Source organism: Bogoriella caseilytica (assembly GCF_003752405.1).
In the GTDB taxonomy this organism is placed as follows: domain Bacteria; phylum Actinomycetota; class Actinomycetes; order Actinomycetales; family Actinomycetaceae; genus Allobogoriella; species Allobogoriella caseilytica.
On sequence record NZ_RKHK01000001.1, the window covers coordinates 69,635 to 82,411 of the forward strand.

The 12,777-nt window shown below is 71.0% G+C and carries 10 protein-coding genes; 6 read left to right on the top strand and 4 right to left on the bottom strand.

Translation table 11 applies throughout. The features are described from left to right. Positions 1 to 74 precede the first annotated feature (74 nt). The 3 genes from EDD31_RS00320 to EDD31_RS00330 all read right to left on the bottom strand — a co-directional run bounded on the left by EDD31_RS00320 (position 75) and on the right by EDD31_RS00330 (position 5,066). Positions 75 to 803 carry a Type 1 glutamine amidotransferase-like domain-containing protein gene (locus tag EDD31_RS00320; RefSeq protein ID WP_123302409.1) on the bottom strand — a complete coding sequence of 243 codons (729 nt, stop codon included), beginning with the start codon at positions 801 to 803 and terminating at the stop codon, positions 75 to 77. An 87-nt stretch (positions 804 to 890) separates the two neighbouring features. Further along, positions 891 to 1,595: an alpha/beta fold hydrolase gene (locus tag EDD31_RS00325; RefSeq protein ID WP_123302410.1), complete on the bottom strand. Its 705-nt coding sequence runs from the start codon at positions 1,593 to 1,595 to the stop codon at positions 891 to 893. Between the two features lie 39 nt (positions 1,596 to 1,634). Next, positions 1,635 to 5,066 (bottom strand): error-prone DNA polymerase, encoded by a 3,432-nt coding sequence (locus EDD31_RS00330; RefSeq protein ID WP_211336014.1) that lies wholly within the window; start codon positions 5,064 to 5,066, stop codon positions 1,635 to 1,637. 281 nt (positions 5,067 to 5,347) lie between these two features. Here EDD31_RS00330 and EDD31_RS00335 point away from each other — a divergent pair, with 281 nt between their 5' ends. The 6 genes from EDD31_RS00335 (at position 5,348) to EDD31_RS00360 (ending at position 11,997) form a co-directional block, all read left to right on the top strand. Then, positions 5,348 to 6,070 (top strand): NUDIX hydrolase, encoded by a 723-nt coding sequence (locus tag EDD31_RS00335; RefSeq protein WP_123302412.1) that lies wholly within the window; start codon positions 5,348 to 5,350, stop codon positions 6,068 to 6,070. Beyond that, positions 6,067 to 7,341 (top strand): quinolinate synthase NadA, encoded by a 1,275-nt coding sequence (gene nadA / locus EDD31_RS00340; RefSeq protein ID WP_123302413.1) that lies wholly within the window; start codon positions 6,067 to 6,069, stop codon positions 7,339 to 7,341. The genes EDD31_RS00335 and nadA overlap by 4 nt, the downstream gene beginning before the upstream one ends. After that, entirely contained in the window at positions 7,338 to 8,996 is a 1,659-nt protein-coding gene (nadB, locus tag EDD31_RS00345; RefSeq protein WP_245990692.1) for an L-aspartate oxidase, read from the top strand. The genes nadA and nadB overlap by 4 nt, the downstream gene beginning before the upstream one ends. A gap of 5 nt (positions 8,997 to 9,001) precedes the next feature. Continuing rightward, on the top strand, positions 9,002 to 9,871 hold the full coding sequence (nadC, locus tag EDD31_RS00350; protein ID WP_123302414.1) for a carboxylating nicotinate-nucleotide diphosphorylase: 870 nt from the start codon (positions 9,002 to 9,004) through the stop codon (positions 9,869 to 9,871). Between the two features lie 4 nt (positions 9,872 to 9,875). Next, positions 9,876 to 11,018: a cysteine desulfurase family protein gene (locus EDD31_RS00355; protein WP_123302415.1), complete on the top strand. Its 1,143-nt coding sequence runs from the start codon at positions 9,876 to 9,878 to the stop codon at positions 11,016 to 11,018. An 88-nt stretch (positions 11,019 to 11,106) separates the two neighbouring features. After that, complete coding sequence (locus EDD31_RS00360) at positions 11,107 to 11,997, top strand: RecB family exonuclease (RefSeq protein ID WP_123302416.1); 891 nt, start codon at positions 11,107 to 11,109, stop codon at positions 11,995 to 11,997. Here EDD31_RS00360 and EDD31_RS00365 read toward each other — a convergent pair. Next, the gene (locus EDD31_RS00365; protein ID WP_245990694.1) at positions 11,994 to 12,770 is read right to left on the bottom strand and encodes an HAD family hydrolase; all 777 of its coding nucleotides are present in this window, start codon (positions 12,768 to 12,770) and stop codon (positions 11,994 to 11,996) included. The two genes, EDD31_RS00360 and EDD31_RS00365, sit on opposite strands and share 4 nt — an antisense overlap. Between the last annotated feature and the right edge of the window lie 7 nt (positions 12,771 to 12,777).

The following is a 12,777-nucleotide window of genomic DNA, read 5'->3' on the forward strand; positions in this document are numbered from 1 at the left end:
TCTCAGTCCCCACTGACACGGAGTCAACAGCTCAGGTGAGAGGGCAGGTCAGCGCGGTGCTGCTGCCGCTCGGGCTAGCTGAGCAGACGCGTCTCCAGGCGTTCTTCGTCGATACCGCCCGCGCCGTCGGGGCGTACGAGGTAGCCGGCCGCACCGTCCCGCTCGGTGACCGCCTCCACCAGCTCCGTGCCGGAGTAGACCAGGCCCACGCCGTCGTCGGTGCAGTGCGCCTCGCCGAAGACGCCGTCACGGACCAGGTCGTGCATCAGTGGACGCCGTCCGGCCTCGGCGTCGTAGTGCACGCCATTGCCGTAGGGCAGGAATCCGAGGGCGTCGGTGATCGGCCGCAGCGGCGGGCCGTAAGAGTCGGTGGTGCCGCCGCGGTACCAGCAGATCGACCCGGCGCTGATCCCGGCCAGCACCACGCCCTGCCCCCAGGCGCGGCGCATGATCCGGTCCAGGTTGTGGGCGCGCCAGACGGCGAGCAGGTTCACCACCGAGCCGCCGTGGACCCAGACGACGTCGTGTGCGAGCACCGTCTCCTCGACGTCCTCCACCGTGGGCATGGGAAAGAGATTCAGGTTCAGCAGATCGAAGCCCGCCCGGTGCGCAGCCTCGGCGAACATGCCGGCCCGGAAGCGCTGGTCTCCCGAGGCGGTACCGAGCTGGCAGATCCGCGGGCGGCCTGCAGCGCCGGAGAGATCGACGGCGTGGTGGACCAGCGGCCCGAAGGCGACGTCCCCCCGGTCGGGAGCGCGGTAGCCGCCAGAGGTGGCGAGGATAGTGGGCTGGTCAGCAGGCATAGGGTCACTGTGCCAGAGCTGCGCGGCCGGTCCCGGCTCGGCACCAGCGGGCTCAGGCCCCCCGAGTTCGCTCGCTCACCAGGGCGTTCATGAGCCCGAGTGCCCGCTCCAATGCTGCAGGAGCAGAGCGCTGAGGCGTTCATCATCCTGCGGCCGGTGACCGGTGCCGCGAATCTCCACATGCTGCGCCCCGTGGGCGGTGAGCACTCTCGCGACGTCGCCGTACATCTCCTCCCCCGCGCCGGTCACCACCAGCGTGGGCACGCGTGTGCTGACCGCGGGGTCGACCTCCACGCTCCACGGAGGGCGCAGGGCGCGCAGATGTGCTCCCAGCCCCGACAGCTCCTCGTCCGGCAGGGGCGGCGCCGGACTCCCTAACGCTTCGCTGAATCGCCGGAAGAACTCGGCGTCCGAGACCTGGACGTCCGAGGCCAGCTCGTAGACGGCGGCCATCACCTCGATGTGCGCGCAGGTGGCCGGCGCGGTAGCGGACAGGGAGAGTGCTGCCGGCTCGATCAGGGTGAGCGTCGCGGCGCCGTGGCGCTCCGCAAGCAGGAGCGCGGCGATGGCGCCGTAGGAGTGGGCGACGACGTGGCCCGGATCGTTGCCGAGGAGTGCGGCATACGCCGGGACCGTGACCTCCGGGTCGTCTCCGGGCACGATGCGCTCAACGAAGGCCAGGTCTTCTCGCGCCATGGGCAGAGCGCCCTGCGGGAGCCATGGCGGACCGGCCTGAGCCGGCCAGGCCTGCGGCCCCGCGCGGCCGGCGCCGTGGATGAAGATGGCCCGCATGCGGCAAGACTAGTGACTGCGGCGTACGCGGATGCGCCCTCACGAGAAATCACGGGATCGGCTGCTCACCGCCAATCCCAGGGCGTGAATGCGCTCGGCCACCAGGTTGGTGACGTCATCGGCGCGTTCCAGCTTGCCGCGGATCACCAGGGCAGAGGCGGTGCGGGCGGCCTTGCGGTACCGGGCCCACACCCCGGGGGAACACACCACGTTGAGCAGCCCGGTCTCGTCCTCCAAGGACAAGAAGGTCACTCCGCGCGCCGTGCCAGGGCGCTGGCGGTGGGTGACCACCCCGGCCACCTGCACCTGTCTCCCGGTCTCGCAGTCGGCCAGGCCGGCCACGGTCACCACCCCGGCAGCGGCAAGCTCCTCGCGGCGGAAAGAGGTAGGGAAGGAATCGATGGCCACGCCCGTGGACCAGACGTCGGCCACCATCGTCTCCTGCTCCCCCATCTGCGGCAGGGCCGGGGCCGTGGCCCCCACGGCCGTCCACGGCAGCGGCTCTTGCACCCAGGCGAGCTCGGCACCGGCATGCCGCGTGCTCGTGCGCCGCACACCGGATTCTGCCGCGAGCGCACCGGCCGACCAGATTCCGGCGCGGCGGCTCACCCCGAAGCCGCGTAGGGCCCCCGCCGTGGCCAGGGCCTCGAGCTGGGTGGCGCGCAGATCCACCCGCCGGGCCAGGTCTGCCAGGTCGCGGTAGTGCCCACCCCGCTCACGCTCGGCGACGATCCGCTCCGCAGTCTTCTCCCCCACCCCGCGCACCGGGGCGAGACCGAGGCGTACTGCCAGAGCGCCGTCGGGATGGACCAGGTCCGCCACGCTGGAATGCGCCTGCGGTCGTTTCCCCCACCCCCCAGCAGCGAGCGCCCTGCCGTCGGCGCCCCCGGCCTCGAGGGCCATGGCATGGGCGCCCCCGGCGTCCGGGCCCTCGCTGCGAAGCTCTCCGGCGCGCTCGACCTTCGCCTGCACGACTGAGGCGTTGACCTCAGCGCGCTCCACCCGCACCCCATGACGCCGGGCATCGGCCACGAGTGTCTGCGGGGAGTAGAAGCCCATCGGCTGGGCGGCGAGCAGGGCGGCGTAGAAAGCCTCCGGCTCGTGCACCTTCAACCAGCTGGAGGCATAGACGAGGTAAGCGAAGGAGAAGGAGTGTGACTCCGGGAAGCCGAAGTCCGCGAACCCGAGGAGTTTGAGGTAGATCTGCTCCCCGATCTCCCGGCCCACCCCGCGCTGAGCCATACCGGCCAGCAGGCGTTCCTTGAGCGCAGCGAGCCGCTCGGTGGAGCGCTTGGCCCCGATGGCCTTACGCAGCCGGTCGGCCTCAGCGGGGCTGAATCCGGCAACCTCGACGGCGATCTGCATGAGTTGCTCCTGGAAGAGCGGCACCCCATAGGTGCGCTCCAGGGCCGGCTTGAGCAGCGGGTGCAGGTAGGTGACCGGCTCGCGGCCGCGCCGGCGATTGAGGTAGGGGTGCACCGATTTCCCCTGGATCGGCCCCGGGCGGATGAGGGCCACCTCGACCACGAGGTCGTAGAACTTCTCGGGCCGCAGCCGCGGCAGGGTCGCCATCTGGGCGCGGGACTCGACCTGGAAGACCCCCACGGTGTCGGCGGCCTGCAACAGCCGGTAGACCGCCGGGTCCTCCTGGGGCAGGGAGTGCAGAGCGAGCTCCTCGGGCGGGTCCTCGCCGGAGCCGGCATCGGTGGCGCAACGAGTGTTGACGTCCTCGAAGGCCAGTCGCAGTGCCGTGAGCATGCCCAGGCCGAGCAGGTCGAACTTGACCAGGTCGGCATCGGCGCAGTCGTCCTTGTCCCACTGCAGCACGGTGCGCCCCTCCATGGCGGCCCACTGCACCGGGCAGACGTCGATCACCGGCCGGTCGCAGAGCACCATGCCGCCGGAGTGGATGCCAAGGTGGCGGGGTAAGCGCATGAGCCGATCGGCGATGTCGAGCACGCCCTCCGGCAACTCCGCCACATCCGCACCCGCAGGCTTGCCCTCCTCATCGCGCAGCCGCCCCCAGCGCTCCAAGGACTTCGCCCAGGCATCCTGCTGACCGACGTCGTAGCCAAGCACCCGGGCAGCGTCCCGCACCGCAGATCGGGGGCGATAGGAGATCACGTTGGCCACTTGCGCGGCGTGGGTGCGCCCGTAGCGCGCATAGACGTGCTGGATGACCTCCTCCCGGCGTGCGGATTCGATGTCGAGGTCGATGTCCGGGGGGCCGGAGCGATCGGGGGACAGGAAACGTTCGAAGAGCATCGTGTGGCGTACCGCGTCCACGGCGGTGATGCCCAGGGCGAAGCACACGGCGGAGTTCGCGGCCGAACCGCGGCCCTGGCACAGGATGCCCTGCTGACGGCAGAACTCGACGATCTCGTGCACGATCAGGAAGTAGCCGGGGAAATCCAGCGCGGTGATCACCTCCAGCTCATGGTCGATGACCCGGTAGGCCTCGGCCGTGCCCGCCGCACCCCGCGGTCCGTAACGCTGCGCGGCGCCGGCCTCGGTGAGTGCGCGCAGCCAGCTCGTCTCGGTGTGCCCGGCGGGAACCGGAAAGGGCGGGAGCTTCGGGGTGACCAGGGTCAGGTCGAAGGAGCATTCGCGGCCGAGTTCCGCCGCGGTCTCCACCGCGCGCAGCGGGTGACGGCGCGCCATCTCGGTACCGGAACGCAGGTGGGCCGGGGCGGCCGGGAGCCAACCGTCCATCTCCTCCAGGGTCGCGCGGGCGCGCAGGGCGGAGAGCGCATCGGCCAAGGGTTGATCGGCAGGGCGCGCGCAGTGCACGGCCCCGGTGGCCACCAGGGGCAGGCGGGCGGCGTCGGCCAGTTCTGCGAGCACGGCGTTGCGGTCCCGGTCACGCGGATCACCGGTGTCAGTGACTTCCACGGCCACGTTGTCCCGGCCGAAGAGTGCGCTCAGCCGGTCGAGCGCCCGGAGTGCGCGGCGCTGCCCCTCACTGTCGCGCGGATCGCTTCCCAGGGCCTGGCGCACGGCCCCCTTGCGGCAGCCGGTGAGCACCAGCCAGTGCCCGGCGGCCTCCGCAGCCATGCCCTCAAGATCGAAGAGCGCCGGGCCGCGCTCCCCGCGGGCGAGGTATCCGCGGCCGATGGTGCGCGAGAGCCTGGCGTACCCCTGGGGGTCGCGAGCCAGGGCCACCAGGTGGGTGCCCTGCGGGTCGCGGCCACCGTGCTCCCCGGTGCGCTCGGTCACCACCCCGGCCTGGCCCGGGCCGGCGCCCACGCGGGGCAGTGTCAGCTCCGCGCCGAAGATGGTGGGCAGCCCGACCTCGCGTGCCGCCCGGGCCAGGGCCACCACGCCGTAGAGCCCGCCGTGGTCGGTCAGTGCCAAGGCCTCCAACTCCAGCCGCGCAGCCTCGGCCGCTAACTCCTCGGGCAGGTTGGCGCCGTCGAGAAAGCTGAAGGCCGAGTGCGCGTGCAACTCGGCGTAGGGAACGGATGCAGCCATCCCCCCAGGATATCGAACATCTGTTCGGGTAGCATTGCCAACCGTCACGCACCCACGCACGATTGTGGTCAGTTCGCGCCGCTCTGAGCGTCCCGCCCTCCGCCATACCGAACCCAACTGACCCCAATCGCCAGAGGTGGCCGCAGGCGCCTCGAGTGCCAGCACTTCAGGTTGACGTGACCATAAGGCGAGGCCTATCCTCGCCATAAAGTCAAAAGCACCTTAAGGCGCCCGCGAGCGCTGCACCCTCAGCCCGTCAACCACACCACCAGGAGGCCGCTGTGCCGAGCGATCGCTCCGCCGTCACCCTGGCGGTTTCCACCGTGGTCTTCGCACTCCGCCCCGATCCGGCCACCGGCGCCCTGACTCTCTGGCTGCCCCTGGTCCGCCGGATCCGCGAACCTTACGAGGGCATGTGGGCCCTACCCGGCGGGCCGCTGGGCGAGGACGAGGATCTCGCCGCCTCGGCACGCCGCACCCTGGACGTGACCACCGGTCTGCAGCCGCATTACCTCGAGCAGCTCTACTGCTTCGGCGACGTCGATCGCTCGCCGAGCCAGCGCGTGGTCTCGGTCGTCTACTGGACGCTGGTGCGCGCCGACGAGGACGCGAGCGCCCTGGAACGGCCGGGCGCAGAGAATGTGGAGTGGTTTGCCGCCGACGACGTCGCCACCCACCCCGGCCGCCTGGCCTTCGACCACACCACGATCCTGGCCTACGCCCTCGACCGCCTCCGGGCCAAGATCACCTACTCCCCCATCGCCCACGCCTTCCTGCCCGCCGAATTCACCCTGGCCGAGCTGCGCGCCGTGTACGAGGGGGTGCTGCGCCGGCCGCTGGATCCCGCCAACTTCCGCCGGCAGATCCTCGCCCAGGGCACCGTCGAACCCACGGGCGGGCACCGCGAGGGCACCCGGCACCGTCCGCCTGCCCTGTACCGCTCCAACCCCGCGCGCTCGCGCGCGACGCTGACCATCCCCGCCGATCAGGAGATCCCCTCATGAAGCTGTCCGTGACCGACCGCATCGAGGTCCGTCCCGCGCAGAGCTGCGACACCGACCTGGCCCGGGCACCCTGGGACCTGGACGCCATGCCCGGCTACGGGCCCGGTGCCTCGCGCGCTGACGTCATCCCCGAGCCAGTCTCCCGCCCCGGCCAGCTGCCTCAGGCCTACCGGGAGATGAGTGAGGAAGAATTGCACGGCCGAATCGTGGCCGCGAAGGAAGCGCTGGGTGAGCGGCTGGTGATCCTGGGGCACTTCTATCAGCGCGACGAGGTGGTGCAGTACGCCGACTTCGTGGGCGACTCCTTCCAGCTCGCCAACGCGGCGCTCACCCGTGACCAGGCGGAGTGGATCGTGTTCTGCGGCGTGCACTTCATGGCCGAGACCGCGGACATCCTGGCCCGCGAGGGCCAGCAAGTGATCCTGCCGAACCTGGCGGCGGGCTGCTCCATGGCAGACATGGCCGATGAGGACTCTGTGGAGGCCGCCTGGGAGGACCTGTGCGCGGTCTACGGCGTCGACCCGGGCGCCATCGAGCCGGACGCCGAGGGCAAGCTCCCGGTCATCCCGGTCACCTACATGAACTCCTCTGCCGCCCTGAAGGCCTTCTGCGGGCGCAACAACGGCATCGTGTGCACCTCCTCCAATGCCGCCGCAGTGCTGGAGTGGGCCTTTGAGCGCGCGCATCGGGTGCTGTTCTTCCCCGACCAGCACCTCGGCCGCAACACCGCCAAGGCCATGGGTGTGCCGCTGGAGCAGATGCCGATGTGGAACCCCCGTCAGCCGCTGGGCGGCAACAACGAGGCGGATCTCCTCGAGGCCAAGGTGCTGCTCTGGCACGGCTTCTGCTCGGTGCACCGCCGCTTCACCACCGCGCAGATCGACCAGGCGCGCGCCGAGCACCCGGGCGTGAAGATCATCGTCCACCCCGAGTGCCCCATGCCCGTGGTCGACGCCGCCGACGCCGCCGGGTCCACCGATGCGATCAAGAAGTTCGTCGCTGCGAGCGAGCCGGGCGACACCATCGCCATCGGCACCGAGATCAACATGGTCAACCGCCTGGCCGCGGAGTACCCGGACCGCACGATCTTCTGCCTGGACCCGGTCATCTGCCCCTGCTCGACGATGTATCGCATCCATCCCGGCTACCTCGCATGGGTGCTCGATGGCCTGCTGGAGGGTGAGGTGCACAACCAGATCACCGTGCCGCAGACCCAGGCACGGGATGCGCGCACCGCACTGGAGCGCATGCTGGCGGCCAAGCCCCGGTGAGCAACACACAGAACGACGCCTTCACACCCGCGGACACCGGGCGGTCCATTCGCGCGTGGGACGTGGCCGTGGTCGGCTCCGGCATTGCCGGGATGACCGCCGCGCTCGCTGCGGCCGAGCGCGGCGCGCGGGTGGTCCTGGTGACCAAGGCCGAGCTCACCGACTCGGCCACGCGGTGGGCCCAGGGCGGCCTCGCCGCCGTCCTCCCGCGTCCATCACGATCCGGCAGCCACCCCCAGGACAACGTCGCCGCGCACGTGGCCGACACCCGGAGCGCGGGCGCCGGGCTCAGCGAGGAGCGAGTGGCACAGACCGTCTGCTCGGGCGGCGCAGCCGTGATGGATGCGCTGGTCTCGTCGGGCACGGATTTTGATCTCGACGATGAGGGACAGCTGTTCCCCGGACTGGAAGCGGCCCATTCGGCGCCCCGGATCTACCACGCAGCCGGAGACGCCACCGGCCGGGCCATCGCCGTGGCCCTTGCTGCCCGGGCGCGCGCACACGCCGGGATTGAGATCCGCGAGCACACCGTCGTCCGCGATCTGCTGCTCGGCGAGCGCTCCAGTGGCAATGGCGCGGGCCAGGCCACCGTCGGCCTCCGGCTGCTCCACGGCGAGGAACTGCACGCCGGTGCCGTGGTGCTCGCCACCGGCGGCGCCGGGCAGCTCTATCCCCGCACCACCAACCCCGCGGTCGCCACCGGAGACGGCGTGGCGCTGGCAGCCCGGGCCGGGGCGGTGCTCGCCGATATGGAGTTCATGCAGTTCCACCCCACGGCGCTTGCGCTGCCCGGCGTCGCCACCTCCGACGCCGCACCACTGATCTCCGAGGCGGTCAGAGGTGAGGGCGCCGTGCTGCGGGATGCGAGCGGCGCGCGCTTCATGACCGAGGCCCATCCGGACGCCGAGCTTGCACCGCGCGATGTGGTGGCCCGGGCGATCGCGCGGCGAATGCGCACCACGGGTGAACCGGTCTTCCTGGACGCCACCGCCCTGGGCGCTCAGTTCCTCGCCCGGCGCTTCCCCGGCATTGATGCCACGGTCCGCGCCTCGGGGCTGGACTGGTCACGCGCCCCCGTCCCCATCGCCCCGGCGGCGCACTACCTCATGGGCGGGGTGGCCACCGACACGGAGGGCCGCAGCAGCCTTCCAGGGCTGTTCGTGGTCGGCGAGGCCGGCTGTACCGGGCTGCACGGCGCGAACCGACTGGCCTCGAACTCGCTCCTCGAGGGCGCGGTGCTCGCCAGGCGCGCTGCCGAGGAGCTCAGTGCCTGGTCGCCGTGGCAGTCCTGGCCGGCGCTGCCCGAGTGGGTGTCGCTGGGGGCCGAGGTCACCCTCCCGGCCGGCGCCGAGCCCGTGACGGAGCGTGAGCGCACCTGGGACCGTCGGCGTCTGCAGGCGCTGATGTGGCAGGCCGCGGGTGTGGAACGTGAGGCCAGCCGCCTGGAGGAAGCCGCTGAGACGCTGGCCCGCTGGGCGCCGCCGCGGGTGGAGTCCGCAGCCAACCTGGAGGACGCCAACCTGCTGACGGTGGCGCGCACCGTCGTCGCCGCCGCAGCAGCGCGGCGTGAGTCGCGCGGGGCGCACTGGCGCGAGGACGCCCAGCACACCGAGGACATCGCACGGCACTCGATCGCGCGCCGGGAGGAACAGTGACGGACATGAACATTGGTGAGTTGCCCCTTCCCCGCGAGCAGGTCGTGCGGATCGTGCGGATGGCCCTGGAGGAAGACGCCCCGCACGGCGACCTCACCTCCCAGGCCTTCGTTCCGGCAAGCGCCCATGCCGAGGCCGAGGTGGTCGCGCGTGAGGCCGGGGTGTTCTCGGGCGCCGAGGTCCTGCGCTCCGTGTTCGCGGAGATCGATGAGCACATCGGCGTCGGCTGCGAGGTAGAGGACGGCGAGGCTTTCGCAGCCGGCGCGCGCCTCGCGGTGGTGCGAGGCCCGGCCCGTGCGGTCCTGCGCGGAGAGCGGGTGGCCCTGAACCTGCTGCAGCGCATGTGCGGGATCGCCACGCTCACCGCCCGCTACGTGGCCGCAGCGCAGCAGACCGCACCCCGGGTGCGCGTGGTGGACACCCGCAAGACGACGCCAGGGCTGCGGATCCTGGAGCGGCACGCGGTGCGGTGCGGGGGCGGGCACAACCACCGCTTCTCCCTCTCCGAGGCGGTGATGGCCAAGGACAATCACCTGGCACTGGTCCACAACCTGACGGCCGCGATCCAGAGCGCCCGCGCCCAACTCCCGCACACCACGCACATCGAGGTCGAAGTCGACCGGCTCGATCAGATCGAGACGGTGCTGGCCGGCGGCGCGGACACGATCATGCTGGACAACTTCTCACCCGAGGACTTGCGCCGCGGCGTGGCACTCATCGACGGGCGGGCCATCGTGGAGGCCTCGGGGGGAATCACCCTGGAGACCATCAGTGAGGTGGCGGCCACCGGCGTGGACGTCATCTCAGTCGGTGCGCTGACCCACAGTGTCCGCTCCCTGGACCTCGGCCTGGATCTGCGCCTCGCGCAGGAGTGATCGCATGAGCGCCCTTTACCTGGACGAAGCCGCCACTGCCGCGCCACGGCGGGAGGTCATCGAGGCCATGTGGCCGTACCTGACCGGGTCCTTCGCGAACCCGGCAAGCCAGCACGAGCTGGGCAAGGTGGCTGCGCGGGGACTCGAGGAAGCGCGCGAGCGGGTGGCCGGGCTCCTGGGCGTGCGGCCCAGTGAGGTGATCTTCACCTCCGGGGGCACCGAGTCGGACAACGCGGCCGTCAAGGGCCTGGCGCTCGGTGATCCCCGGGGACGGCACGTGCTGGTCAGCGCGATCGAGCATCCCGCGGTACTGGAACCGGCGGCCTGGCTGGCCCGCCAGGGCTTCGAGGTCGAGCACCTGCCCGTAGATGGCAACGGCGTGGTGCATCCGGAGGTGCTGGCCGAGCGCGTGCGTGCGGACACCACGCTGGTCTCCATCCAGTACGCGAACAATGAGGTCGGCACCGTGCAGGATCTGCCCGCCTTGAGCGCGGCGCTTGCTGTGCCCGGCGCACCCGCCGGCGGCGTGCCGCTGCATACCGACGCGGTGCAGGCTGCAGGCGCCTTCGAGCTCGACGTCACCTCGCTGGGCGTGCGGGCGATGAGCCTCGCCGGGCACAAGATCGGCACCCCCAAGGGAATCGGGGTGCTGTGGGTGCACCGGAGGGCCGGCTTCGAGCCGCTCATCCATGGTGGCGGACAGCAAGGCGGCCGGCGTTCCGGCACGGAGAACGTGGCCGGGGCGGTGGGGATGGCCACGGCGCTGGATCTGGCCGCGGGAGCGCGGGCCGCCAGCGAGATTGCGGCGCTGCGCGAGCGGCGTGACCACTTCATCGCCGACGTCCTGGGCGCCGTGCCGAGCGCGGAGTTGACCGGCAGCACGGCTGAACGACTTCCCGGGCATGCGTCCTTCGTCTTTCCCGGCCGCTCCGGGGAGTCGATCCTGCTCGATCTGGAGCGTCAGGGCATCTACTGTTCCTCCGGCTCGGCCTGCGCGGCGGGATCGACCGAGCCGAGCCACGTGCTCACCGCGATGGGATATGCGGCCGAGTTGGCGCAGACGGCAGTGCGCTTCACCTTCGGCACAGCTACCAGCGCGCAGAACCTGGAGCGGGCTCGCGCCGCCCTGGCCGCAGCTGTTCGATGATCCACGGCTGAGTGCCGCATCGCGGTTTCCTCCACAATCCCGGGCCGGGGGCCGCAGCGATGTCGGTGTCAGCACCTACCGTGGAGGCATGAGCACGACAGCCAATCCTCCCGCCGGCCCGAGCGGCCCCGGCACCAAGCCCCGGCCGGCCCGTTACCGCGGCCGTGCCGCGCTCTCGCCCTCGCGGCTCAAGGACTTCCTGCAGTGCCCGTTGCTCTTCCGTCTGCGCACCATCGATCGCCTTCCGGAGCCGCCCAGCCAGGCAGCGGTCAAGGGCACGCTGGTGCACTCCGTGCTCGAGCGTCTCTTCGATCTCCCAGCCGAGAAACGCACCGAGGACGCCGCTGCAAGCATGCTCGACCCGCAGTGGGAGGAGCTTCAGGCAGCCAAGCCGGAGGTCACCGCGATGTTCGCCGGGCCCGAGGATCTCGCCGGCTGGCTCGCCGAAGCGCGTTCACTGGTCGGTCAGTACTTCCGCATGGAGAAGCCAGACCGGCTCGAGCCCGCTGAGCGCGAGATGCTGGTCGAAACCGAGCTGACCTCCGGGATCCTGCTGCGCGGCTTCGTGGACCGGATGGACGTCGCCCCCAATGGAGCGGTGCGCCTGGTGGACTACAAGACCGGGAAGTCCCCGTCGCCGCGCTTCCAATCCGAGGCGATGTTCCAGATGCGCTTCTACGCGCTCATGCTCTGGCGCCTGCACGGCACCGTTCCGGCTCGCCTGCAGCTCGTCTACCTCGGTGACGGCCGCATCCTCTCCCACGATCCGGTCGAGGATGAGCTCGTGGCCTTCGAAGCCGAACTGGAGGAACTCTGGCGCCGGGTCGCCCGAGCCGTGGAGCACCGCACCTTCGAGCCGAAGAAGAGCAAACTGTGCGGATGGTGCTCCTTCCAGAGCTTCTGCCCCGAGTTCGGCGGCACTCCGCCAGAGGCCCCCGAAGAGGGGATGCGGCGGCTGCTCACGGTGCAGGCGGTCTAGCGGGCGCTGTGGGCATCGCGAGCCGTTGAGCCGGCGTCGTCCAGGAGGTCGAGGTCCTCTCCGGTCAGAATGTGGCGCATCACCGAGAGATCAACATCCTCCAGGGTGCGCACGCGGCTCAGCCCGGGGCGGGCTTCGATCGGCACATGCAGCGGCACAGCGATCGACCGAGCTCCGGAAGCCATCGCCGAGGCCACGCCGGGAACCGAGTCCTCAATGGCGATGCAGGAGGCGACCTCGACACCCAGGCGTTCCGCTGCGGTGAGGTAGGCCTCCGGATGCGGCTTGCCCTGAGCGACCATGTCGCCGGCGATGACGACGTCGAAGAGGCCGGGCACCTGCTCGACGACGGCCTGGGCGAAGTTCTCGTACGACATCGTCACCAACGCACAGGGCACCCCGGCCTCGCGCAGCGACTCCAGCAAGGCCAGCGCACCAGGCCGCCACGGCGCACCGAGACGTCGGAGCTGGTCGATCACGTTCTCCAGCAGCCAGTCAACGATCTCTTCACGAGTACCGGGCACACCCGTCCCCCGCTGGAAGATCTCCGCCCCGGTCAGCAGCGGTGTGCCCACCAGATCCAGAGCCTGTTCGTGCGTCCAGCTCGCGCCATGGCGAGCGGCGAGCGCCTCCTGGGCTGCCATCCAGTAGGGCTCGGAGTCCAGCAGGGTGCCATCCATGTCCCACAGCACGGCTGCAGGGAGTGGACGGTCCATGGCCTCGGTGGTGCCGGAATGGACAGGGGCGGGAGCCGCGGGGCCGGATTCGGTCACTCGCCGA

Coding starts and splice junctions, on each gene's coding strand:
- nadC (WP_123302414.1), top strand. CDS start 9,002: ATGAACATTGGTGAGTTGCCCCTTCCCCGCGAGCAGGTCGTGCGGATC.
- EDD31_RS00320 (WP_123302409.1), bottom strand. CDS start 803: ATGCCTGCTGACCAGCCCACTATCCTCGCCACCTCTGGCGGCTACCGC.
- EDD31_RS00325 (WP_123302410.1), bottom strand. CDS start 1,595: ATGCGGGCCATCTTCATCCACGGCGCCGGCCGCGCGGGGCCGCAGGCC.
- nadA (WP_123302413.1), top strand. CDS start 6,067: ATGAAGCTGTCCGTGACCGACCGCATCGAGGTCCGTCCCGCGCAGAGC.
- EDD31_RS00330 (WP_211336014.1), bottom strand. CDS start 5,066: ATGGCTGCATCCGTTCCCTACGCCGAGTTGCACGCGCACTCGGCCTTC.
- EDD31_RS00355 (WP_123302415.1), top strand. CDS start 9,876: ATGAGCGCCCTTTACCTGGACGAAGCCGCCACTGCCGCGCCACGGCGG.
- EDD31_RS00360 (WP_123302416.1), top strand. CDS start 11,107: ATGAGCACGACAGCCAATCCTCCCGCCGGCCCGAGCGGCCCCGGCACC.